Here is a 23,690-nt window from a genome sequence, read left to right as displayed (position 1 = left end):
GAGGTCAGCGGCGGCCATGCCCGCCCGTGTCGCCGTTCAACCCGTTGGTCTCGATGAAGCTGTTGGCCCGCTCGACGTCCTCGATGTTGCGGTCGCGGGTGCCCTTCATCATGCGGACCTGGCTGACCGTGGCGTCGGTGATGCCCACGACCGCGTCGCGGATGGACATCATCGTCTCCTTGGTGGTCTGCCGCTCCTTCTGCTCCTGTGGCCTGGCCTTCTCGGCGAACTCACCCTCCGTGCCGGGCCAGGAGACGGTGGGCGCCAGCTCGTCGAGGAACTCCTCGGTGATGCCCTTGGCCAGGGTGCCGATCTCCTCCAGCTGCCTGGCCAGGGCCTCGATGCGGTTCGGGTCGACGTAGTAGCGCTGTCCCATGGTCAGTCCTCCCCGTCCTCGCCGAGCGCGTCCCGCCAGGCCGGGGTGGCCTGGCCGTCGCGCGTCCCGTGCGCGGTGTCTTCGGCATCGTCACGCAGCACCTCGGGGCCGAAGATCCGCTCCCAGTCCAGCTCGAAGCCCTTCAGCTCCGGTACGTTGCTGCTGGGCTCGGCGAAGGGTGCCATCGCCTTCATCACATGCCGGTTCATCTTCAGGCGCGCCGCGTTCGCCGCCTCCAGGACACTGGCGGCCAGCTCCTGGGGCGACATGTCGCGGTACTTGTTCTCCAGGAACTCGATCCCGGACAGCTCGCCCTGCGGGCCCACGGTGGCGCGGACGGCGCGGTCGGACGAGAGCACCGCGAACGACGCCTGCCGCAGCTCACGCTCGGTGCGCGCGATCGCCTCCTGGGCGGCCTGGAGTTCGGCCATGGCCTTCTCGAGGCGCTTCTCCAGCGGTTCCGTCACGCCCGCTCCTGCCTTCTGGGTCTGTCTCCGTACGCCCGGCCGTGGTTGCCGGTCCCCCAACTGCCCTGCTGATCTTGCCTGGTGAGCCCCCGCTGCGGAAGCCGGGGGCAGGTGGTGTTCGTCTCCGCTCGGGGTGGTCACCTGAGGAGCCGTACGGTGCTCACCGTCCGATGACGGCCGGCGTACCGCCCTCTTCGGTGCCCCAGACGTCCGCGTCCTCCTCCAGGTAGTCGGCGGAGCTGCTGGTGGCCCTGCGGCCCGGCTCCGTCTCCTCCTCGGGGGATTCGCCGCCGGTGGTCGCCACCCGGGAGGCCGGCGCCAGGAAGGTGTCGTCGTCCTCCTGGCGGTTCCAGGGGCTGCGCCGCCGTCGGTTGCGGCGCTCGCTCTCCTCGGCCGCGTCGACCAGGACGGCGCGCACCCGCTCGCCGTTGCCCTTGTCGCCGCCCGCGCCCATGCCGCCCATGCCCCCGCCGCCCATCGGCATACCGGGGCTGCCGGGCATGCCGGGCGCGCCAGGGGTCCCGGCCGTGGCGGCGGGAGCGAGCGGGGTGCCCAGGCTGTCGGCGGCACCGTCCGAAAGGGGCTCGGCACCGAGTCCGCCACCGCCGGAGAGGTCGGACGAGAGGGAACCGTCCCCGGTCAGGCCGCCGCCGGAGGCCCCGCCGCCCGCGCCGCCGCCGAGGCCCAGGTCGGACAGCGCCATGTCCCGGGTGGTGGTGCCGTCACCGCTACCGCCGCCACCGCCGATGCCGTCCAGCTTGCCGAGGTCGTCGAGCAGGCCCGAACTGTCCACGTCGCCACGCGAGTTGAGATCGTGCAGGTTGACCGTCTCGGTCCTGCCCTGCGGGTCGGTGACGGTGGCGATGCCTGTGTCCGGGTCGATGACCTGCTTGCTGCCGTCCGGGAACTCGGTGGTCAGCTGGCCGTTGTCGAGGCGGGTGACGGAGCCGTCCGGGTTGGTCACCGTCGCGCCGTGGGTGAGGTCGGTGGTCGTGGTGGTGCCGTCCGGGTTGGTGCTGGTGAGCAGCCCGCTGTCCGGGTCGAACTCGATGCTGCTGCCGTCCGGGAACTCGGTGGAGATGTCGCCGCCGGTGAGCTGAGTGCTGCCACCCGTCGGAGTCGGAAGGCCGGACCCGTCGCTGTTGAGGTTCCCGAGGTTGCCCAGGTCACCGATCGACTCGGTGGGCAGGTCGGCGTTGATGTCGCCGAGGTCTCCGAGCCTGTCCTGGCCGTTGAGGTTGCCGAGATTGCCGAGGTCCTGGGTGGTCGTGGTGCCGTCCGGGGCGGTGGTGGTGGTCTGCCCGGTTGTGGGGTCGACGGTCTGAACGGTGCCGTCGGGGAACGTGGTGGTCAGCTTGCCGTCGTCGCCGAGGGAGGTGACCGAGCCGTCCGGGTTGGTCACCCGGGTGCCGTCGCCCAGGTTCTGCGTGGTGACGCTGCCGTCCGGGTGGGTGGTGGTGAGGACCCCGCTGTCCGGGTCGAAGGAGGTGCTGCTGCCGTCCGGGAAGTCGGTGGTGAGCTTGCCGCCGTCGAGTTGGGTGGTGCTGCCGGTCGGGGACTTGAGGGAGCCGCCGCCGCTGTTCAGGCCGCCGAGGCTGCCGAGGTTCTCGGTGATCGCGTCGTTGGCGGCGCCCGCGGCGTTGTTGTTCGTCCCGCCCGGTCCGCTGTTCAGCCCACCGAGGCTGCCCAGGTTCGAGGTGACCGGGGGCGGGTCGGTCGCGAAGAACTGCTGGCTGCTCGTGGGTTCGAGGTCGCCCAGGCTCTCGGTGGACGTGGTCGGGTTCAGCAGTTGGTCGATGTTGCCGAGGTTCTGCTCGGTGACGGCGTTGGGATCGTTGAGACCGCCGAGGCTCTCCTGCACGGACTGAGCCTGCTCCTTGGCGATGCGCTGGGCCTCCTCCTGCTCACGCCGCTGCTCCTCGCGCAGCTCGTCCTGGTACTTCTTGTCCTCGTCCCGCTGCTGGTTCTGCTCGTTGCGCAGCTCGTCCTGGAGTTTCTTGTCCTCCTCGCGCTGGCGGTTCTGTTCCTCGCGCAGCTCGTCCTGGTACTTCTTGTCCTCCTCCCGCTGCCTTCGCTGCTCCTCGCGGAGTTCCTCCTGGTACTTGCGGTCCTCCTCGCGCTGCCGCTCCTGCTCCGCGCGCAGCTCGTCCTGGTACCTGCGGTTCTCCTCGTTCTGCCGGTTGATCTCCTCCCGCTCCTCGTCGGCCCTGCGCTCCTCGTACTCCTCCGAGGCGGTGCTGGTCGACTTCGGCTTGGGCACGTTGTCGGAGAAGTCGTCGCCCAGGTCGAGGAAGTGGTTGTTCAGGTTCGACTGCACCGTGGCGGCGGGCTTGCCCAGGTACTCGTTGACGCCCTGGCTCCAGATCTTGACGGCCTTGTCGCCGACCTTCTTCCAGTTGGCGATGTCAGTGAGGTCGCCGTACTCCGGGTGCACCTGGGTGAAGTCGCCGTGCGGGCTGTGGCTGACGGAGGTCGTGTAGCGGGAGGTGTACGACTTGATGTCCGTCTTGGCGACGTTGTTCGCGTCGACCCACTGGGCGAGGTCGTCCAGCACGTAGCGCAGCACCTGGTGCGGGTCGTAGTACGGGGACTTGGCCCAGGCCAGCCACGCTTCCAGCAGCTTGGTCGCCGCGTCCTCCAGGTACTTGCGGCCCAGCGAGAGGGCCTTGGAGTACACGGTGCCGCCGGTTCCGGTCTCGTCGCCGGAGCCGGGGCTGGAGTCGAAGGTCTCGACGTAGTTGTCGTAGTTCTCGCGGATCTTCTTCAGCAGGCTGCGGAAGACCTCCGCGGCCTCGCCCTTCCAGCTGGCGTCGTCCCGGCCGAAACGGTCCTCCCAGTCCTTCAGCACCACCGCGTGGTCCCTGAAGAACTTGGCGGCGAAGTCGAAGGACTCGCCCGTGGTGTTGAAGGAGTTCAGGTCCACCACGTCGGCCCCGGGCACGCCCAGGTTGCTGAACCGGGCGTCCTGGGTGTTGCCGCCCAGCAGGGCGAGGAGCGCAGCCCGCGGCCCGTTCATGTACCGGGCGAGCGGGATGGTGCTCATCTTGTCCTTGTTGTAGTCCGTGAACTCGTTGCCCTCACGGACCTGCGCGTCATGGACGTTGTCCGAGCCCGGACCGGCGAAGATGATGTTGTCGCCGTCCTTCACCCGGCCCTCGAAGACGATCCGGGCCTGCAGGATGGACCGCTTCTTGCCGCTGTCGAAGAACCAGATGTCGTAGTCCTCGCCCTTGTTCGTCAGGAAGCCGGAGTCCTTGACGAGCAGGCTGAGGCTGCGCTCCTTGATGTCCATCCGGAAGAGCTTGCCGCCGTGTTCGGAACGGAGCGTGTCGAAGACGGTGTTGCGGTCCGGGACCGGATAGCCGGTGATGTGGGTGACCAGGGTGGCCCAGGTGTCGCCCGACGGATCGCCGGCGTTGTCGAACTTGTCGAGGTTCGCACCGGAGTTGGGATCGTACCGATCGGCCACCTGGCGCCCTTTCAGATTCTGTACGGCTGGTCAGGACTCGTCTTCGCCGGTGGTGCCGGCGGTCAGGGTGTCGACCTCGTCGAAGGTCTGCAGCAGTGTCTGCGCGTCGATCGCGTCGAGGTTCTTGTCCTTGGTCTTGTTGGCCTCTTCGATGGTCTCGGTGAGGGCCTCCTTCAACTCCTTGAAGAGGTCCATCTGATCGCCGAGCAGCTTGTCGATGGCCGTTGCCGCGGTGCGGATGTCCTCGATCAGCTTCGGTCCCGAGACCAGGGGTTCGGTGACCATCCTGCCGATGCGCAGGAGTTGCTTGTCCTGGGCGAGGTTGTCCGGTGTGGTGTGCCCGTCGATGAGGTGGCCGAGCGGGCGGATGTGGGACCCGTCGCCCTGCTCCTTGTGCTTCTTCGCGGCGGTGTGGACGGGCTGTACCTCGTTGTCCCGGAAGTACTCCATCTGCTTGAGGTCGAAATGCTTGACGTCGGCCTTCTCACCGGCCATGGGACGCTCTCCTGCCGCTTGGTGCCGGACGGGGATAGGGGGCCCGGCGGGCGCCCCGGGGGGACGGACGACGGCCCGGCCGGCGCGCCCGCATGCCGCTGGGGCACACCGGGACGGTCCGGAGAGTGCCGCCCGCGTAAGTGGCGCCCGGCACGGCCTCCCCGGGACTCCTGAGGACTCTTCTGCGGCCAGGCCCTAGCGGGCCCGCACGCTCCCCCAGTTGTCGGCGCTCTTGCGCTCGTCACGGGAGTGGTTGTCGTGGATGGTCTGGATCAGCTCGCCGTTGTCCCCGAGCAGCTTGGCCATGTTCTTGGTGGCCTGGTCCCACTCCGCCTGGACCTGGCGGTAGGTCTCCTGGTCCGAGCCCTCCCAGGAGTTGACGAGCGGCTTCAGCTCGTCCTCCAGGTTGTTGAGGGTCGTGATGATCTGCTGGGTCTGAGCCATCAGTTCCTCGATGGCGTTGCGGACCACGGGGTACTGCACGTCGATGATGCCGTCGGCCATGACGTCTCCTCTCGTACGGCCGGGCGCCTGGGCCCGGGAAGCTCAAGGGGTCCGGCCGCGCCGTGACGGGGCCGGTGCTGCGGATCGGTCAGAGCAGCGCTTCGAAGACGCCCTGGCTGGTCTTGCTGTTGAGGATCTCGGTCAGATCCTGGTTCTCCTTCGCCAGGCGGTTGGCAGAGGTCACGTTCTCCTGGAGCGCGTCGACCATCTTGCTGATCTGGATGACGACCTTCTGCGCCTCGGCGTTCCAGCTGCGGAAGAGCTTCAGCAGGGCCTGGCCCTCGTCGCCGCCGACGCCCGAACGTGCCGCGATCTCCGCCACGTTGTTCTGGATCTTCTCGACCTGGCTCCGGGCCGACTCCAGGGAGGAGACACCCCCCAAGCCCTTGGCATAGTCCGCTTTCCTCGCGGCGCTGTCCGCCATGTCACGCTCCCTTCGTTCAGGCCTGTCTCGTCGTACGTTGCTCGCTGAGGCTAAAGAGAAGCCGGTGTTCCGCGCAACGCGATCAGGGAAAGATTTGAGGTTCGGTCAGCTCACCTCAGAATTCTTGCGTGGCAAGGGAGTTGTGTCGGGGTTTCAGGGAAATGAACAAGCCTTCCCGATCGGGGCGGGGCGGGCGGAGGTGCATCGTCCGCCGGGCGACGCGATGCGGGCGGAAAGCGGGCACGCGCAGCTGCCGAACGGGCAGCAGGAAGCGCCGCGTCTGGCATTACAAGCGCTTTCCACCGGATTCCGCGGACACGGTCGACCGAAATATCTGAGCTTTGTTTGAGGTTCTCTCCGCGCTCGATCCCGTAACGGCTTGGCAGACGTCACATCACCAGCGCCGAGTTTGGCTCAATCTCTCTGTTGTCGCGCCCTTTTCCTTTTCATCGGCGCCGATTGTCGTAATCAGCGCGCGGTGTCCGCCTTGTTCGGTACGGCGCTTTCCTCGCCCTGCTGCCGGTCTTCAGCGGCATCGCACTGCGGAGCCGTCACCCTGGGCTTCGTGGCGCCCGTGGCAGCGGCCTGGTCGAGGTCCGCGCCGGTCGGGAGGGCCGCGAGCAGCGGCGCCGGGACCGAGCCGATGTCCGCGGCCCCGTATCCGAGTGCGGCCAGCGAGTTCTTGCTGGAGACGCGGTACTTCACGCCGTTCTCCGCCACCAGATAGGTCGTGCCGGCGTGCGCGGCGCCGCTGGCGTGCAGGGCCCGGACCAGGGCGCCCCTGCCGGGCCTGACCACCGTGGCGTCGGTGGGGACGCAGGCCTGCCGCATCGGTTGAGCGGTGCCCTCGGACACCGCCACCGGGGCGAGGTCGGCCAGCGGCACCAGCACCGACCTGATCCGGACGCCGCCGTTGTCGCCGTCCACCTGCGCGCAGAGCGCGGTGCCGCGCGGTGCGGACTGCGGGACGGGGGGCGCGTCCGGCAACTCCGCGGACGCGGTGGGGTCCTGGTCCGCGGCCCGGTGCTCGCGCAGCGCGTCGGCACCGACGGTGCGCACCTCGGGCGAGCGTCCCTCGTATGCGTCCTTCTGGGTGGCCGGGTCACCCAGCACCAGGGCGGCGCCGAGCCGGGTCAGCGGCACCAGACCGTCCTTGGTCAGCAGGTGGTACGTGCTGTCGCCGCCCGGGACGCTGACCTTGAACAGCTGGCCGATCCGGCTGGCCTCACCGCCGAGCACGGGGCCTTCCGCACCACGCTCCGGCACCGCGGGCGGCTTCAGGACGGGACCGGGCGCCAGTGCGTCGAGGAAGGCCGCCGAGACCCGCATCGGCTGCTCGGAGCCGTAGCCGAGGGCGTTTCGGGCGTCGGATTCACGGTCCAGCGGCAGCCTGCTGCCCCGCCACACCAGGTACTCGGTGTCGTCCGGCCCGCGCACCAGCACGGCGCGGTCGCCGTCGACACCGCGGGAGTCCAGCGGCGACCCGGCCACCACGGTCGTCGCCCCCGGCTCCTCCACGCCGGTCCTCGCCACGGCACCGGAGGTGTCCGGCAGCGCCCCGTCGGGACCGGTGACGCACATGTGCCAGGCGCCGGCGTCGAGTTGGCCGGGCTCGGGCACGGTGTCGGGGACGCCGGGGATACCGGCGGGGGCGCCCACCGGGACGTCGCGCAGGGAAGCGGTGCCGACGTCCACGGTCTCCAGGTCGGAGCCGCCGATCAGCCGCGCCGAGGCGTAGTTGCGCACGGGGTGCAGTACGCCGTCGGTGCCGGTCCACAGGTAGCGGGCGCCGGTGTCGCGGTTGACCACCAGGTGCTCACCGTCTCGCCAGGCGTCGTTGCCACCGGGGCGCAGCAGACCGTACACGGTGGCGCCCGCGCCGATCAGGACGGTGACCAGCATGCCGAAGGCCACGCCGCGTGTGGTGCGCCCGAGCGGGCTCTCGGGGGCGTCCGGGTCGGCCATCAGCAGGCCCGAACTGAGCCTGCCCATCATGAAACTGTGGGCGTGTACCTGGTCGCGTTTGGACTGCACGGCCTCTCCTACTCGTTCTCTTGCAGCAGTGCGGGTGTGCTCAGCCGAACAGGCCGCGCAGCCAGCCGAAGAGTCCCGCCACCCACAGGCTCAGCGGCAGCAGCGCCACCGCGATGCCGGTGTGCGCGATCTCCGCGGCCCGGCCCCAGTACGGCAGCATCCGTCGGCCGGGCACCGTCCAGGCGGCGATCACCAGGGCCGCCGCCGCGCCGAGCAGTACCGCGAAGACCACCAGGCGCCCGTCGCCATCGCTGTCCACCGCCCAGGCGCGGGCGAGCAGCAGCAGCCCCCAGATGCCGGGCACCGCCAGGGTCAGCCGCTGCCCGATGTGCACCAGGCCGCGGGAGTGCAGGAGCAGCAGCAGGCTCAGCGCGACCGAGGTCACCACCTCGGGCAGGTCCGGGTGGTGGGTGAGGACGGCCAGGGCGGCCGCGGAGATGACGCCGCTGACGGCGAAGAGCGCGGTGACCCAGCGCCCGGCCAACTCGGTGCGCTCGGCGACCTCGTCGCCCGCGTAGGGCTCGATGCCCTCCTGGAGCTGGCTGGCGGAGGACGGCAGGGAGGGCATGCGCATCCCGGCCAGCTTGAAGGCGAACGGTGCCACGGTTCCGGCCGCGAGGACGATCACCGTCGCCACCAGCGCGACCGCGGCCTGCACGTCCAGGCCGGAGTACCCGATCAGGGCGCCGGCGATCGCGGTGGCCACCGAGACGACCGCGGTGGCCAGCAGGGCGGGGGCGCCGACCGCTGTGGCGGCCAGCGCGAGGACCGCGCCGCCGGCGCCCGCGGCACCCGCCGCGAGCAGGCGCGCACCGGCGACCTGCGCCGCGTCCGGGCCGGTCAGATCGCCGCCGGGCAGCACCCAGCCGGCCAGCGCCAGGCAGGGCGCGACGAGCAGGCCGAGCGCGGTCGCGGAGAGACGGTCGCCGACCGCGCGGCTGGCGGTGCCCGCGCCCGCGAGCAGGAGGATCCCCGCCACGGCCGCGCAGGCGGCCTTCAGGGAGCCGGGGCCGGTGACTCCCGGCCGGAAGACCAGTACCAGGGCGGCCAGCACGGTCGCCACCGTGGTGCCGACCAGCAGCCCGCGGGCCGCCTCGGGGTGCCAGGTGTGCAGCCGTCGGCCCGCGGTGTCGGCTATCCCGTCCACCAGGTCGTCGAGCCGCGCCTCGGGCAGCGCCTCGGTGTGCGCGCGCAGATAGAGCACGTCCCCGTCGGCGAGTCCGGCCCGCGCGAGGGTCGTCTCCTCGTCGAGCGGGGCGTCACCGAGCCGCTGCAGCACCCAGCCGGCATGGTCGAGTCCGGCCTCCTCGGCCTCCTCGCCGACATAGCGCAGCAGCGTGGGCAGCAGATCGGCGACCGGAACGTCGGCGGGCACGGCCAGATCGACGGAGACGCTCGGCGCGCGTACGGTCAGGCGGCACAGTTCGGCCACCGCGCTGTCGGTCATCAGCTGAACTCTCGTCTTCCTTGGAGGGTTTGCAGGAGGACTTTCCCCATGAGAGGGGCAGTGCGAAGAGTACGGAAGGTCCCCACGAGCCAGAACAGGGGGTTCGGACAGGGGAATTGACTCCGCTCACCGCGGCAACCACCCCTCCCGCGTGGACAGGTCGCGCTACGTGAATGCAGACTACTGCCTACGCTCGCCGGATCGTGCTGGGGACCGGACTCCTTGTCCGGTATGCGGCTGAATGGTGGGGGAGTTGAGAGTTCCCCGCTGTTGGCTCACAACATTCATCCGGCGTTCACCGCGTACCCGGGTCCCGGGAAAATGAGCGCGGTGCGGTCTTTCCCGTTACCGGGTGTGTACCGGTATTCGGCGCGGGCCGGAAAGCCAGTGAAACCGGAGGTTCTGTTCCTTGAGTGTGGTGCTGTTTCGCCGGCCGGCCCGCAGGCGCGGACCCGAGATGCCCGAAGGGCAATTGACCCTCCAGGAGCCACCGGTCCTGGCCGAGACGGTCCCCGACACCTCGGCGATCTGGACCTACCTGCCGATGGCGCTGATGTCGGTGTCGATGATGCTGATGTTCATGCGTCCGGGCGGTGGCAACGGCGTCTTCATGTATCTGGCGCTGGGCGTCATGGCGCTGTCGGCCGCCGCCATGCTGCTGGGTCAACTGATGCGCCGCTCCAGCGAACGCAAGCAGCGCCTGAAGGGCGAACGCCGCGACTACCTCCGCTATTTGGCGCAGATGCGCAAACGGGTCCGGGCCACCATCGTCGAGCAGCAGCGGGCGCTCGCCTGGCGCCACCCGGAACCCTCGTCGCTGCGTTCGCTGGCCCGCACCTCACGGCTGTGGGAACGCCGCCCGGCCGACGAGGACTTCGGCGAGGTCCGGCTCGCGATCGGCGAACAGCAGCTCGCGCTCACCCTGAACCCCGTCTCCACCCGCCCGGTGGAGGACCTCGAACCGCTCTGCGCGCATGCCCTGCGCCGCTTCATCCGCGCCTACTCCACCATTCCCGAACAGCCCCTCGGGCTCTATCTGCGCTCCTCGGCGCGGGTCATGGTGCGGCCCGAGGAGACGTCGGGCGAAGAGTCCGGCGCCACGTCGGAGGAGGGCGGCCCCGACGCCGTACGCGCTCTGGTGCGCGCCGCGCTCGGGCAGCTCGCGGTGTTCCACGCGCCCGAGGAGCTGTGGATCGCCCTGTGCGTCAGTGACGAGCGGCGGGCCGACTGGGAGTGGGTGAAGTGGCTGCCGCACGCGCTGCATCCGCACGAGGAGGACGGCGCCGGCCAGGTTCGCCGGATCACCGCCGACCTCACCGAGCTGGACGACCTGCTCGGCGCCGAGTTCGCCGAACGCCCCGGCTTCGACCCCGATGCCCGACCGGGGCGTGACGAGCCGTACACGGTCGTCGTCCTCGACGGCATCACCGTCCCCGAGGGCCACCGCTGGGAGGGCCACGGCTACCGCAACGCCGTGGTCCTGGACGTGTCCGGCGCGCTGCGCTGGCGGCCCGGCCGCAACACGCTGCGGCTGACCGTCGGACCGGACCTGGTGAACCTGGTGCGCACCGACCGCAGCCGCAAGGAGCGCTCGGTGCCGCTCGGCCGGCCGGACCGGCTCGGCCTGCTCGGCGCCGAGTCGCTGGCCCGGCTGCTCGCCTCCCGCCGGATCAGCCTGGGCAGCGACATCGCGCAGCCGCTGGACGCGGACGTGGAGCTGACCACCCTGCTCGGCATCCCCGACCTGCACCGGCACGACCCGAAGGCCCTCTTCGCCCGGAACACCGGCTCCGCGCGGCTGCGGGTACCGATCGCGGTCGGCGTGGACGGCCGTCCGGTGGAGCTGGACATCAAGGAGTCGGCGCAGGGCGGCATGGGCCCGCACGGCATGCTGATCGGAGCCACCGGCTCCGGCAAGAGCGAGCTCCTGCGCACCCTCGTCCTGGGCCTGGCGCTGACCAACTCCTCCGAGACCCTCAACTTCGTCCTGGTCGACTTCAAGGGCGGTGCCACCTTCCTCGGCCTGGAGGAGCTGCCGCACACGTCCGCCGTCATCACCAACCTCGCCGACGAGGTCGCCCTGGTGGAACGCATGCAGGACGCCCTGCACGGCGAACTCATCCGCCGCCAGGAACTGTTGCGCGCGGCCGGCAACTACACCTCCGCCCTGGAGTACGAGCGGGCCCGCGCCGGCGGGGCGGATCTCAGGCCGCTGCCCAGCCTGTTCGTGGTGGTCGACGAGTTCAGTGAACTCCTCGCGACGCACCGGGAGTTCATGGACCTGTTCGTGATGATCGGCCGCCTCGGCCGCTCCCTGGGTGTGCATCTGCTGCTGGCCTCGCAGCGCCTGGACGAGGGCCGAATGCACCAGCTGGAGAGCCACCTGTCCTACCGGGTCGGCCTGCGTACCTTCTCCGCCATGGAGAGCCGTGGCGTGCTCGGTGTGCCGGACGCCTACGAACTGCCTGCCCAGCCCGGCAGCGGCTACCTCAAGTCCGGTGTGGAGGCGCTGACCCGGTTCCGCGCCGCCTACTCCTCCGGGACGTACCGGCGCCGTACCGGCGCGGTGGTACAGGCCCGGGTGGCCAGTCAGGTGGTGCCGTGGACCAGCGGCTGGGTCGTGCCGCGCACGCTCGAGGCCGCGCCCGAGCCGGAGCCGGAGACCGAGGAGACCGGCGACGAGGAGACCCTGCTGGACGTGGCCCTCGACCGGCTGCGCGACTCGGGTCCCGCCGCCCACCAGGTGTGGCTGCCGCCGCTGGACGAGCCGTCCCCGCTGGACGCCCTGCTGCCGGGTATCGCGCCCGACCCCGAGCGCGGCCTCACCGCAGGCGGTTGGTCCGGCAACGGCAAGCTGCGGGTTCCGGTCGGCCTGGTGGACAAGCCCTTCGAGCAGCGCCGCGACCCGCTGATCGTGGACCTCTCGGGGGCTGGCGGCCATGTCGCCATCGCGGGCGGCTCACAGAGCGGCAAGTCCACTCTCGCCCGCACCCTGATCGCCGGCCTCGCCCTCACCCACACGCCCGCCGAGATCCAGTTCTTCTGCCTCGACTTCGGCGGTGGCGGTCTCTCGCAGCTCGCGGGGCTCCCCCACGTCGGCGGTGTCGCCGCGCGCCTCAACCCGGAGCGGGTGCACCGGGCCGTCGCCGAGGTGATGACGCTCCTCGCGCGCCGCGAGCAGTTCTTCGTCGACCACACCCTCGACTCCATGCAGTCCTACCGCCGTCGCCGGGCCGCCGGGGAGTTCCCCGACGAGCCGTTCGGCGACGTGTTCATGGTGGTCGACGGCTGGTCCACGGTCCGTCAGGACTACGACGAACTGGTCCCGAAGTTCAACGAACTCGCCGCCCGCGGCCTGAACTACGGCATCCATCTGCTCATCACCACCACCCGCTGGGTGGAGCTGTCCGCGCAGGTCCGCGACCAGGCCGCGACCCGCCTCGAGTTGCGGATGGGTGACCCGATGGACTCGGAGATCGACACCCGCAAGGCCCGCTCGGTGCCGCGCAGCGGCGGCCGGGGAATCACCGCCGACAGCAAGATGCACTTCCTGGCCGGGCTCCCCCGCCTGGACGGCAGCGGTTCCCTCGACGACCTCGGCGAGGGTGTCGCCCACTTGGTCAGCGAAGTCTCCAAGCACTGGTCCGGGCCGGCCGCCCCGCAGATCCGGATGCTGCCGCACCGGCTGCCGGTCGCCGAACTCCCGGCGCCCGAGCCCACCGAGGGCGGCGGCATGCGGCTCCCGCTCGGTATCGACCAGGACGCCCTGGAGCCGGTGTGGCACGACTTCAGCCGCACCCCGCACCTGATCGTGGTCGGCGACACGGAGAGCGGCAAGACCAACCTGCTGCGCCGCATCACCGAGGGCATCACCGCCCGGTACGCCCCCAACGAGGCGAAGATCATCGCGGTGGACTACCGGCGCACACTGGTGGACGCCATCCCGGCGGAGTACCGCATCGGGCACGTGATCTCCCTGGACAACCTGACGGAGACCATCGACGGCGCGGCCCGCGCGCTGAAGACCCGTGTCCCGGGTGCGGACATCGCCCCGGCCCGGATGCGCAAGTGCGACTGGTGGACGGGACCGCGTCTGTTCATCCTGGTCGACGACTACGACATGGTCACAGGCAACTCCTTCCAGAGCCCCTTCGAGCCGCTCTTCGAACATCTGACCCTCGGCTACGAAATGGGCCTGCACCTGATCGTCGCCCGCAGCGCGATGGGCGCGGGCCGGGGCCTCAGCGACTCCCTCATCCGACGCCTGGACGAGGCGAACAACCCCGCGATCCTGCTCTCCTGCCCGCCCACGGAAGGCCGCCTCTTCGGCAACGCCAAGCCCCTCAACCTCCCACCCGGCCGCGCCCAGCACATCGCCCGCCGCCGGTCACGGCTGATGCAGACGGCACTGGTGGAGACGAGCCGCGGCCAGGAGGAGTGACACCACGACACGGTGAGATACGGCGGGGGCCATCTCGGGGTGGCCCCCGCCGTCGGCTTTGCGGGAGGGGCGGCGTGGGCGGGCAGGTGGACAGCCGCGAATCCGGCGGCACCCGTCCCTGCCGGAGAGCCGACCGCGGGTGCGTTCTGGGACCGGCCGCTTGGGGCGGCTGTGCAGCCGGCGGGAGCCCTCACCGTCTGGGGCTCGACCGCAGGCGCCTCCGCGACCAGCCGTACGCGTCGCGGTGCGCCGCCGACACGAGCCGCCACCGTCTGGGGGCCGACCGCGGGCGCCTCCGAGACCGACTGCTTGCACCGGCTGTGCAGCCGACACAAGCCCACGCCGCCCGAGGGGGCCAGGCGCACGTGGGCCGGGCAGATGCGCAGCCCGTGGATCCGCCAGCAGCCGTCCCCGCAGGAGAGCCGACCGCATGGACATTCTGGGACCGGCCGCTCTGCCGACTGTGCAGTCGGCACAAACCATCAACGTCTGCGGGCCGACCGCGGGCACCTCCCAGACCAGCCGCATGCACCGGGTGCGCGGCCGGCACGAACCCTCGCCGTCTTGGAGCCCACCGCAGACACCCCCGGGATCCGCCGCACGCACCAGGTGCGCAGCCGACACGAGCCCAGTCCGTCCGAGGGGTCTCCCGAGAGCGGTCGCCGGTGCCGAGTGCGCAGCCGTCGGCATCCGGTACAAGCGAGCACCCGCCGGGCGCACAACCGTCAGCGCCCGCCCCCAGGCTCGGCTCAGTCCTCCGGCGTACCGCCCGCCCTCGCCGGGCGCCAGCCGCGGGCTCGGGCGCGGGGAAGGGTGAACGCGGCCCACAGGACCGTGAGTACGGCGGCGGAGCCGAGGATGACGAAGAGGGTGGCGCGGCCGGTCGCGCGGTCGGCGGAGGAGGTGTCACGGACGGACAGCGGTTCCGCGGCGCGCTCGGTGCCGGAGGAAGCCCCCGAGTCGCCCAGGACCGTGGTCACGGCGGCGTAGGCGTCGAGCTGCGGGATGTCGGCGGGATAGGCCGTGGCGGTCAGACGGCCGGTGACGGCGTCGGCCGAGTCGTCCGGGTGGGCGGCGCGGACCATCGCGGCGGCCCCGGCCGCGTAGGCGGCGGCCGCCGACGCGCCGGCGCCGAGGTAGTGGCCGTCGCCTCTCGGGCCGCCGGAGACCACCCCGGCGCCGGGGGCGGCCAGGTCGATGCCCGTGGTGGGCAGGGCGTTGTCCGGGCGGGCGCCGCCGGGCAGCATGTCGGCGACCGAGAGTACGCCCGGTTCACCGGCCGGCCAGTACAGGCGGGACGGGATCTCGTCGGTGCCCCGTGACGGCGGGTCCGGGGTGGCTGCGGCGACCACGACGGCGCCCGCGCCGCGGGCCTCGGTGACCGCCCGGGTCAGTGTCGCGTCCCGGCGTGGCAGGGCCACGGTGACGGCGATGACGTCGGCCCCGGCTTCGGTCGCCTCGCGCACTGCCTGCGCGACCAGCGAGGCGCTCGCCTCACCGCGGGTGTCGGTACCCCGCAGGGCCAGGATCCTGGCGCCCGGGGCGACTCCGGCGAGACGCGCGCTGTCCCCGCCGGTCCCGGCGATGAGCCCGGCCAGGAAGGTGCCGTGCCCGACGCAGTCGTCGGCGGCGGTACCACTGGCGGTGACCCGGCCGTCGAGGCCCGAGGCATCAGGGTCGACGCCCGTGTCGATCAGGGCGACGGTGACCCCCTCACCGGTGCCGTGCCCGCGCAGCCGGTCCAGGTCGAGGCGCTGGCGTGACCAGTCCTGCTTCTGAGCCGTCTCCCGGGAGGCGGGGGTGCAGTCCGCGTCCGCGTCGAGCGCGGAGGGCATCGCGGGAAGCTCCTGGCCCTTCCCACCGTCGGCCGTATGGGCCGGCACGGCCGCGGGCAGCAGCAGGGCGGCGGCGAGGCCGGCCCCGGACAGCAGACGGGCGGCCCCACGGGTGTACGCGGTCACAGTCCGACCCCCTTGGGGGCCGCGGCGACGTCCTCGGGGATGAGGATGCGCAGGTCGTCCAGCGTGGGCGCGGCCAGCGAACTGAGCCGCCCCGCCTGGCGGGTGACCATCGACTCGACCACCTGCCGGGCCAGCCGCGCGTTGCCGAACGAGCGGTCCCGGGGCAGCGCGTCGAAGTACGCCTTGAGCACCGGGCCGGTGCCGGGTCCGCACTCATAGCCCATGCTCGCGGCCTGTGCGCGCACGATGGTGACCAGTTCCTCGGAGGAGTAGTCGGCGAAGGAGATCCGGCGCGGGAAGCGGGAGGACAGGCCGGGGTTGGAGGCGAGGAAGCGCTCCATCTCGTCGGTGTACCCGGCGACGATGACGACCACCTCGTCGCGGTGGTCCTCCATCAGCTTCAGCAGGGTGTCCACGGCCTCCTGGCCGAAGTCGGCACCGCTGCCCTGCGGGGTGAGGGTGTAGGCCTCGTCGATGAACAGCACACCGCCTCGGGCCCGTTCGAAGACCTCGCGGGTGAGCTGGGCGGTGTGGCCGATGTAGCGGCCGACCAGGTCGGCGCGGGCCGCCTCCACCAACTGGCCCCGCTGCAGGATCCCGAGCTGCGTCAGGATCTCGCCGTAGAGGCGCGCGACGGTGGTCTTGCCGGTGCCGGGCGGACCGGTGAAGACCAGGTGGTGGCTGAGTGAGGGCACCGGCAGCCCGGCGGCGGCCCGGTGGCGGGCGGTGGTGATGAGGTTGACCAGGTCGGCGACGTCGCGCTTCACCTCGGCCAGGCCGATCATGTCGCCGAGGCGGGTCAGCGGGTCGTCGTCCGGTACGGCGGACTCGGTGGCCTTGGCTGCGGCGGTGGCGGAGACGTCCTCCGGGAGCAGCAGCTGCAGATCGTGCTCGCCGACCTGGGGCAGGGAGGCGAGACGGACCGCCTGCCGGTCCACCATCTCCTCGAACACCCCGCGCGCGGCACGGCCGTTGCCGAACCCGGCGTCCCTGGGCATCGCCTCGAAGTGCGCGGCCAGCGCCTGCGCGGTGCCCTCGCCCAGTTCGTACTGGTGCTGGGCGCACATGTTCTCCATGATGGCGACCAGTTCGGGCACGGAGTAGTTCTCGAACTCGACGGTGCGGGAGAAGCGGGAGGCGAGGCCGGGGTTGGAGCCGAGGAAGGACTCCATCTCGCGGGAGTAGCCGGCCGCGACCACCACCACGTCGTCGCGGTGGTCCTCCATCAGCTTGAGCAGCGTGTCCACGGCCTCGCGGCCGAAGTCGGCGCCGCCGTGGCCGCTGTCCGCGGTCAGTGTGTACGCCTCGTCGATGAACAGGACGCCGCCGAGGGCCCGTTCGAAGGTCTCGGTGGTCTTGATCGCGGTGCCGCCGACGACCTGTGCGACCAGGTCGGCGCGGGAGACCTCGACGAGGTGCCCGCTGCGCAGCGAGCCCAGTTCGGCCAGGATCGCCCCGTAGAGGCGGGCGACGGTGGTCTTACCGGTGCCGGGCGGACCGGCGAAGATCAGGTGCCGGCTCATCGGCGGGGCGGACATGCCGAGTTGCTCGCGGCGCTGGGCGAGCTGGGTCAGGTTGACCAGGGTGCGCACCTGCTGCTTGACGTTCTCCAGGCCGATCAGCGCGTTGAGCGCGCCGAGCGGGCCGTCCTCGCGGTCCGGCGGGGGCGCGTCCGCGGCGCCGGAGCCGGCCGGGTCGGTGTTCTCGGCGCTGCCGCTGCCCCAGGCGTCCCGCTTGCCGTTGCCGGTGCTCTTCAGGCCGTCCACGGCGAGCCGTTCGCCGGGCGTGGTCTGCACCAGGCCGCCGCCCTCGTTCTCCCGGGCGAGGCAGTTCACCAGCGAGACCGGCGCGGTGGACTCCACGCGGAAGCCGTCCTGGGCGCCGCCGGAGACCTCGCAGCCGCTGAGGGAGGCGAGCGCGCCCTCGCGGAGCAGGAAGCCGTGGCCCTGGGCGGCGTGCACCGTGGTGCGGTTGGCGGTCAGTTCGCCGCCCGCCTCGACCACGACGCCTTCCTCGCCGGATATCTCGATGCGGAAGTCGCGGACGGTGACGTTGCCTCCGTCGTCGACGACCAGGCCGTTGGTCGCGGTGTCGGAGACGCCGCCGCCGGCGAGGTAGAGGGTGCTGCCGGAGCCCGCGCGTACGCCCGCGCCCTTCGGCCGTACGATCTCGCAGTCCTCGGCGCGGCCGCGGGCGTCCTTGCCTGCCACGATGCCGTCGCCGCCGGGCTCCACCAGCCGGGACCGGCGCAGCAGCGGGTTGGCGCCGCCGCGCACCGCGATCGCGGGCGAGCCGCCGATCACCTCCAGGCGGTCCAGCTCGGGCGCCGAGTCCTCCTCCAGGAGCAGTCCGGTGTGTTCGCAGTCGCGGACCGTCAGGCCGGTCAGCGCCGGGGACGCGGCCCCGGCGACCCGCAGCGCCGCGCCCTGTGCGCCGTCGACCCAGCAGTCCTCGAAGGTGCCGCGCGCCCGGTCGGTGACCAGCACGCCGTGGCCGCGAGTGCGCGAGACGCGGCAGCGGCGCAGCACCGGGTCGGTGCCCGCGGCCAGCGCGATCCCGTTGCCGGAGGCGCCCGTGACGCGGACGTCCTCCAGCGTCGTACGGCCCGAGCTGCTCAGATGCACTCCGGTGCTGGTGTCGTGCACCACGGTCCGGATCACCGTGAGGGAGCTGTTCTGCTCCAGGGCGATGGAGGGCTTGTCGGTGGAGGAGATGTCGCAGTCCTCGACACTGCCGGTGGACTCGCCGTTGGCGAGCAGGCCGTTGCCGCGGGCGGCGCGCACGGTGCAGCCGCGCAGGCGGGCCTCGCCCTGCTCGGCGAGGACCAGCCCGCTGGTGCCCAGGTGCTCAAGGGTGCAGGACTCCACGGTGGTGGGAGTGGTCGAGGTGACCACGATTCCCGCGCCCTGCGGGTTGCTCACCCGGCAGTCCCGCAGCGCGAGCGACCCGGTGCCTCCGGCCAGCATCGCGGTCCAGGCGGCGCCGACGATCTCGCAGCCGTCGAGCGCGGCCTGCCCGCGTCGCACGTCCACGGCCGGAAGCTCGGCGTCGCCCCCGCGCAGGGTCAGCTCGGAGAGCATCACGGCGTCGGCGCGCAGGGCGAGCACGCTGCCCGAACGTGGCCGGATCTCGACCGTGCCCCGGCCCTCGGCGGCGGTGAGGGTGACCCGGGTGTGGATCACCAGGTTCTCCGCGTACGTCCCTGGCCGGACGCTGATGAGCGCGCCGGTACGGGCAGCCGAGAGTGCCTCACCGATCGTCCGGTAGCGGTCCCGGTCCCCCGGACCGACCGTGAGTACCTGGCGCGACACGCACCAACCTCCTTGCTAGGGCGGCGTCTTCTGCGGGGCGCCCCCGGTACGTCGGGTGCGCGTGATGTCGGCGAGCCGACGGTGCCATCATGCCCCGCTGTCGGGGCGGGCTGATGCCGGGAGTGCTTGGTCTCGGCCTGAAGGCGTCCGGCGGGCGGTCAGACGCTCCACTTCTGGTTGTCGGTGCCGGCGCAGGTCCACAGTTGCAGCCAGGCCCCGTTGTCCGTGTTGTTGTCCTTGATGTCGACGCACTTGCCGACGACGGTGTTGACCAGGTCGTGGCGCTCGTTGAGGACGAACTTCTGGGCGGCGTTGCCACTGCACCGGGCGATCTGGATGGGGGTGCCGTCGCTGTAGTTCGCGTTGGCCACGTCCAGGCACAGGCCCTTGATGCGAATGGTGCCGTCGGAGGCGAACTGCCACTTCTGCGCCTCGCTGCCGTTGCACTCCCACACGAACAGCTTCTTGCCGTCGCCGAAGTCGGAGTACGGGACATCGACGCAGCGGCCGGAGAGATGGCTGCGCAGGGAGACCGGGGCACTGAACGTCACGCCCGAGCCGGGGTTCGCGGGCTGGTCGTCGCCGCCGGACGCCTTGTCGCCCCCGGACTTCGCGGGCTGGTCCTGCTCACCCGAGTCCGCCTTGGACGTGTCCTTGCTGCCGGTGTCCTGCTTCGGCGTGTCCTTGCCCGAGCCCTGCGCCGCGCCACCCGCGGGGGCCTTGTGCACGGGCTTGTCGGGCTTGGCGGAGTTCTTCTCGCCGTCGGACGGGGTGCCGGTGTCGGGTTTGGTCACCACGAAGTCGCCCGGCGCCTCCTGCTCACCACCGCCGAGGACGGTTCCTCCCGCCGGCGCCACCTTGGAGCTCTTGTCGTCGTCCCCGGTGAGGACGAGGAACGGCACCGACACGAGCAGAGCCCCCGCGACGGCCGCCCCGGCCAGCACCGCCTTGCCCGGCCGACCCACGTGACCGGGCTGCTGCTGGGGCCGGTCGATGGCGGTCGCGGTCATGGTCCGCACGAGTGCGGGGAGCCGGCTCTTGGCCGCCGCGGCGGCACCGGGGTCGGCTTCGGAGTCCGACTCGGACGCGGCATCGGACGCGGACTGACTGCCGGGCGCTGCGCCGGATTCGGGACCGGTCTCGCCCTCGGGCTCGGTAGCGGTCCGGCCCTCCGTGACGGGTTCGGCCGTGGCGGCCGTCTCCTCGGCCCGAGCCCCGGTCTTCGCCTCGCTCGGCTCCGGCGCGGCCTCGGACTGGGGCTCCGCGACGGCGGCAGCGGTCGCGGCTGCCTCCTCGCCGCCGGAACCGGACTCCGCCTTCGGGGAGCTGGGGTTGGGCTGGACCGAACGCGTCACGGCGTCCTCCCTGTGGTGTGGGGCCAGGGTTCAGAAGAGCTGTGCGTCCGGTCCTCGGAGCGGGCAGCGGGTGCCTGCTCGGCTCCCGGCTCGCGCACGGGATCGAGGAGTCCGTCCGCCGGGACGAGCAAGGGGGCCGCGGCACCGGCGTTGACCATCAGCAGGGTGTCCGAGCCGCGCAGTGAACGGGCCAACTCCCGTGCCGGAACGGTGTCATGCCGAAGTGCCCCGGACATGAACTCGTGTGCCGGGGAGGTGAACAACAGCACCACGGGCGCCCCGTCCAGCCCGACAGCCGTGAGCGGCCCGCCGTCCGGTCCGCGCACCACGGTGATCTCCGCTTCGGCGAGAGCCTCGAGCGCCTCGTCCACCGAGCCGTAGCCGGTGGCGGCCCGCTGCGCCGCCGCGTCCACCGGGTCAGTGGGCTCAGGCCAGCCGAGCACCCGAGCCGACGGCCGGTACGCGGGGTTGGGACGGTAGTCCCCGACCCCGCCGCTCTCGTCCGACTGCCACTCCCCCAGTACCGCCCACTCCGGCGGCGTCCGCTCCTGCGTCCACTCCGGGTCCACCACGCCGATCCAGTGGCCGGGTGCACGGCGGGCGGCGGCCCGTACGGCCTCGGGTATCTCGGGGACGTCGGTGGGCCCGGCGTCGTCGGCGTCGGATGAGTCGACGGCGGCCGGGCCGGAGCCGTCGGGCGCCGCGAGCCGGCTGTCAGGCCCGCCCTCTTGCCGTTGTCCGGGCCGCATCTCCACCTGAACTCTTCGCTCTGTACGAACACTTGGGTGCCGACGGCGTGCGCACGCGCCGACACTGATCAGATCGGGGAGCCATCAGAATGCCACAACAGTCAAGCCCGTTGCGGGCAGAGCAGGGCCCGAATCAGGTGTTCACGTGCCCGTTTGCTGACCGGGTGAGGGACTTTCCGGGCGCAGCACGGCGGGAGCGGACAAAGCGACGGGAGAGTTGGGGCGGGTGGTACGACTGATCGCCCCCGGTACGGGCTAAGTTGGGCCACGCGGGAAGACCACGCAGCTCGGAAGGGCGTCTGATCCGCCCGCGGCCGCCACCGCGGCGGGTCTTGTACACCTCGACGACCGGGGCAGGGCCGTACCAGGTCCACCCCGGCGCGGCGCTCGCCCAACGCCCGCCGGACCTCCCGGCGTTCGTCCAGCCGGCCACTGTGCGGGTCCCGCCCGCCACCGACAGCTCCGCCACCGAGGAGGAGTACCGCATGTCCCCCCAGCACCCCACCAACGGCGCGAACGCGGAGGCGGCCGCCGCCCGCGTAGGGGAGGCCGGTTTACCGGCCGATCCCTCCGCACCGGACGAAGCGGAGCCGAGCCGAACCCCGGCCCCCGAGGCGGAGTCCGGGACCACCGGTTCCACCTCCGGGTCCACTGCTTCGGCGTCCGGCACCACCGGTTCGGCGTCCGGCCACTCCGGTTCGGACTCCGGGACCACGGAGGCGGAGTCCGGCACCACCGGTGCCGAGGAGACCACGGTCACCCCGTCCCAGTCCACACCCGCAGCAGCAGCCGCAACCCCTGAGACGTCCGAGGAGCGCGTCGCCGTCGCGGCGGCCGTCGGTACGACGCCTCCGGGCGTCAGGACCGACACCGGCGTCGGCAGCGGACGACCCCGCAAGCCGGTCCTGGCGGGGGCCGCGATCGCCGGCGCCGCGCTGATAGCCATACCCCTGTTCCTGGCGGGAAGCGCGAAGGACGACGGGCCTCCCGACTCAGCAAAGGGGCTGGCCGCGGAGGGCTCCGACACCGTCCTCAACCCGACCTCCGCCCCCGCCGCACTCGAAGACTACGTGGCGTCGAAGCCCAGTCCGTCCCCGAAGAAGGCGAAGAAGAGCGGGCCGCCGAAGGTCACGGTCCCCGTGCCCGCGGCGCCCGAGCCGAAGCCCAGTCCGAGCCGCACGGCCGAGTCGAAGCCCAGGGCGAAGCCGGCGCCCAAGCCCGCGGCGACCCCGAAGCCGAACTGGAGCACCGAGACCGTCTACGCGACGAGTGTCCTGGAGGTCAACCAGGCCTGGACCACCAACCGCATCCGGATGGTGATGCAGACCGACGGCAATCTCGTCGTCTACAACGAGGAGGGCAAGCCCATCTGGGCGTCCATGACATTCGGGCAGAACCACCGGGCGATCTTCCAGCAGGACGGCAACCTCGTCATCCACAACGGCGAGGACCAACCCATCTGGGCCTCCCAGACCTGGGGCCATGAGGGCGCCCAGCTGGTGCTACGAGCCGACGCCAAGGTGGTGATCGTGCACAACGGCGCGGTGGTCTGGTCGACCTGAGGCGCTTCGGCGGGACATATCGTCACGCCTTGTCCCTTTTCGCTTCCCTCGTCAACGCCTCCTGCAACACCGGTCATTGACACCTGACCGGTGTTGCAGGACCGCGGATTCAGCGACGGGGGGAAGCGCAAGAGCGGTGCAGAGCTGCCAGATTGGCCTATACCAACACCTTGACACGGTAATCAACGTCCTGATGACGAACCGCGGCGCCTTGTTCGTCGACTGGGCATGGGCGTCCCTCGGCGCCGCCTGGACCGACCCCGCGCTGTGGCTGGTGTGGCTCATCACCCACGGCCACACGCCCAGCCAGGCCGAGGATGAGGCCGCCGCGCACCCGGCATGGGAGCTGGCCCCGCCCGCCGGCCTAGACGCCCTCGCCCGCGTCCAGCACCGGCTGTGGGACTCCATCGCGCACCAGAGCCCGGACGACTGGGCGAGGCCCATGAAACGCGCTGCACAGACCTGGGCCGAAGCTCGCCCGCACCGGACTGGTGCTCGTCGTCGACGAACGGGCCATCTCGCGGCGCCCGTCCGCGGACAGCGGCAGGGGGCTACATCTGCGTCGACGCCGCCGCGGACGTCCCGCACCTGCGCGACGCCCTCACCAGGCGCCCCGGCTTGCCGGACGTCAGGGTGCGGTCGTCGTCGTGCCCGAGCGTCTGTCGCGTGGGGCGGGCGGATCCAGACGGCGACGACGCCCGCAGAGGGCACACTTCGGACACGGCGAGCAGGCGATCGCTCGCTTCACAGAGGAGAGTGGAACCAGGATCACTGCAAGTCTCTGGTCTCATGCCTGCTGAACCGGTTCGAGCTTGAGAGCAATCTTCAGTAGCGCACTACGGCAAGCAGTCGATGCCCCCGCAGCCGCCGCCTGGGCAGGGAGCCGGGGGCGCTTCATTCCAGCGTGCCTAACCGCTCAACGAACGCGCGGAGCCTCAGGAACCTCCACATCGCAGGGCACCGTCCACGGCTTGAAGCTTTCACGCCGACAGGTGAAGACGAGACGCATGGGCACGTTCAGCCACTGGTCTCGCCAGCGGGCATCCCGATCGTTTCCTTCCTGCCAGTGGGGCGGCCTGGTGCGCTCGATGCTGA

At 71.5% G+C, this 23,690-nt stretch carries 15 protein-coding genes; 3 read left to right on the top strand and 12 right to left on the bottom strand.

What is annotated here, in order from left to right:
* Window positions 1–4: 4 nt before the first annotated feature.
* The 6 genes from EJ357_RS42105 to EJ357_RS42080 form a co-directional block, all read right to left on the bottom strand.
* Window positions 5–376, bottom strand: coding sequence for a hypothetical protein (locus tag EJ357_RS42105; RefSeq protein WP_126397285.1), 372 nt, complete (start codon window positions 374–376; stop codon window positions 5–7).
* A 2-nt stretch (window positions 377–378) separates the two neighbouring features.
* Window positions 379–843: a YbaB/EbfC family nucleoid-associated protein gene (locus EJ357_RS42100; protein WP_126397283.1), complete on the bottom strand. Its 465-nt coding sequence runs from the start codon at window positions 841–843 to the stop codon at window positions 379–381.
* A gap of 160 nt (window positions 844–1,003) precedes the next feature.
* A complete protein-coding gene (locus EJ357_RS42095) occupies window positions 1,004–4,312 on the bottom strand; it encodes an AAWKG family protein (protein WP_126397281.1) in 3,309 nt (1,102 codons plus the stop codon).
* Window positions 4,313–4,342: 30 nt separating this feature from the next.
* Window positions 4,343–4,807 carry a type VII secretion system-associated protein gene (locus EJ357_RS42090; protein ID WP_126397279.1) on the bottom strand — a complete coding sequence of 155 codons (465 nt, stop codon included), beginning with the start codon at window positions 4,805–4,807 and terminating at the stop codon, window positions 4,343–4,345.
* Window positions 4,808–5,002: 195 nt separating this feature from the next.
* Window positions 5,003–5,311 carry a WXG100 family type VII secretion target gene (locus tag EJ357_RS42085; protein WP_126397276.1) on the bottom strand — a complete coding sequence of 103 codons (309 nt, stop codon included), beginning with the start codon at window positions 5,309–5,311 and terminating at the stop codon, window positions 5,003–5,005.
* 88 nt (window positions 5,312–5,399) lie between these two features.
* Window positions 5,400–5,735, bottom strand: a complete 336-nt coding sequence (locus EJ357_RS42080; RefSeq protein WP_126397274.1) for a hypothetical protein — start codon at window positions 5,733–5,735, stop codon at window positions 5,400–5,402.
* Window positions 5,736–5,799: 64 nt separating this feature from the next.
* Between EJ357_RS42080 and EJ357_RS42075 the strand changes: the two genes are divergently transcribed.
* Window positions 5,800–6,084: a hypothetical protein gene (locus EJ357_RS42075; protein ID WP_175647721.1), complete on the top strand. Its 285-nt coding sequence runs from the start codon at window positions 5,800–5,802 to the stop codon at window positions 6,082–6,084.
* A 119-nt stretch (window positions 6,085–6,203) separates the two neighbouring features.
* On the opposite strand, the gene eccB is transcribed toward EJ357_RS42075, so the two are convergent.
* Both eccB and eccD read right to left on the bottom strand, forming a co-directional pair.
* Window positions 6,204–7,769: a type VII secretion protein EccB gene (gene eccB / locus EJ357_RS42070; RefSeq protein ID WP_126397270.1), complete on the bottom strand. Its 1,566-nt coding sequence runs from the start codon at window positions 7,767–7,769 to the stop codon at window positions 6,204–6,206.
* 40 nt (window positions 7,770–7,809) lie between these two features.
* Window positions 7,810–9,216: a type VII secretion integral membrane protein EccD gene (gene eccD, locus EJ357_RS42065; RefSeq protein WP_126397268.1), complete on the bottom strand. Its 1,407-nt coding sequence runs from the start codon at window positions 9,214–9,216 to the stop codon at window positions 7,810–7,812.
* A 457-nt stretch (window positions 9,217–9,673) separates the two neighbouring features.
* Here eccD and eccCa point away from each other — a divergent pair, with 457 nt between their 5' ends.
* Window positions 9,674–13,657, top strand: a complete 3,984-nt coding sequence (gene eccCa / locus EJ357_RS42060) for a type VII secretion protein EccCa (protein WP_126397266.1) — start codon at window positions 9,674–9,676, stop codon at window positions 13,655–13,657.
* Window positions 13,658–14,406: 749 nt separating this feature from the next.
* Here the strand turns inward: eccCa and EJ357_RS42055 are convergent.
* From EJ357_RS42055 to EJ357_RS42040, 4 genes are all read right to left on the bottom strand, one after another.
* Window positions 14,407–15,618 carry a S8 family serine peptidase gene (locus EJ357_RS42055; protein WP_126397264.1) on the bottom strand — a complete coding sequence of 404 codons (1,212 nt, stop codon included), beginning with the start codon at window positions 15,616–15,618 and terminating at the stop codon, window positions 14,407–14,409.
* Window positions 15,615–18,929 (bottom strand): right-handed parallel beta-helix repeat-containing protein, encoded by a 3,315-nt coding sequence (locus EJ357_RS42050; protein WP_126397262.1) that lies wholly within the window; start codon window positions 18,927–18,929, stop codon window positions 15,615–15,617. Before EJ357_RS42050 ends, EJ357_RS42055 begins: the two co-directional genes overlap by 4 nt.
* Before the next feature lie 158 nt (window positions 18,930–19,087).
* On the bottom strand, window positions 19,088–20,284 hold the full coding sequence (locus EJ357_RS42045) for an RICIN domain-containing protein (RefSeq protein ID WP_126397259.1): 1,197 nt from the start codon (window positions 20,282–20,284) through the stop codon (window positions 19,088–19,090).
* On the bottom strand, window positions 20,281–21,033 hold the full coding sequence (locus EJ357_RS42040) for a type VII secretion system-associated protein (protein WP_126397257.1): 753 nt from the start codon (window positions 21,031–21,033) through the stop codon (window positions 20,281–20,283). The genes EJ357_RS42045 and EJ357_RS42040 overlap by 4 nt, the downstream gene beginning before the upstream one ends.
* A gap of 485 nt (window positions 21,034–21,518) precedes the next feature.
* Here EJ357_RS42040 and EJ357_RS42035 point away from each other — a divergent pair, with 485 nt between their 5' ends.
* The gene (locus EJ357_RS42035; RefSeq protein ID WP_126400765.1) at window positions 21,519–22,595 is read left to right on the top strand and encodes a mannose-binding protein; all 1,077 of its coding nucleotides are present in this window, start codon (window positions 21,519–21,521) and stop codon (window positions 22,593–22,595) included.
* Window positions 22,596–23,690: the final 1,095 nt, after the last annotated feature.

Source organism: Streptomyces cyaneochromogenes (genome assembly GCF_003963535.1).
Taxonomy (GTDB): Bacteria; Actinomycetota; Actinomycetes; order Streptomycetales; family Streptomycetaceae; genus Streptomyces; species Streptomyces shaanxiensis.
This window is presented reverse-complemented; position numbering and strand designations above follow the sequence as displayed.

Coding starts and splice junctions, on each gene's coding strand:
- EJ357_RS42035 (WP_126400765.1), top strand. CDS start 21,519: ATGTCCCCCCAGCACCCCACCAACGGCGCGAACGCGGAGGCGGCCGCC.
- EJ357_RS42080 (WP_126397274.1), bottom strand. CDS start 5,735: ATGGCGGACAGCGCCGCGAGGAAAGCGGACTATGCCAAGGGCTTGGGG.
- eccD (WP_126397268.1), bottom strand. CDS start 9,216: ATGACCGACAGCGCGGTGGCCGAACTGTGCCGCCTGACCGTACGCGCG.
- EJ357_RS42090 (WP_126397279.1), bottom strand. CDS start 4,807: ATGGCCGGTGAGAAGGCCGACGTCAAGCATTTCGACCTCAAGCAGATG.
- EJ357_RS42085 (WP_126397276.1), bottom strand. CDS start 5,311: ATGGCCGACGGCATCATCGACGTGCAGTACCCCGTGGTCCGCAACGCC.
- EJ357_RS42040 (WP_126397257.1), bottom strand. CDS start 21,033: ATGCGGCCCGGACAACGGCAAGAGGGCGGGCCTGACAGCCGGCTCGCG.
- EJ357_RS42105 (WP_126397285.1), bottom strand. CDS start 376: ATGGGACAGCGCTACTACGTCGACCCGAACCGCATCGAGGCCCTGGCC.
- eccCa (WP_126397266.1), top strand. CDS start 9,674: ATGCCCGAAGGGCAATTGACCCTCCAGGAGCCACCGGTCCTGGCCGAG.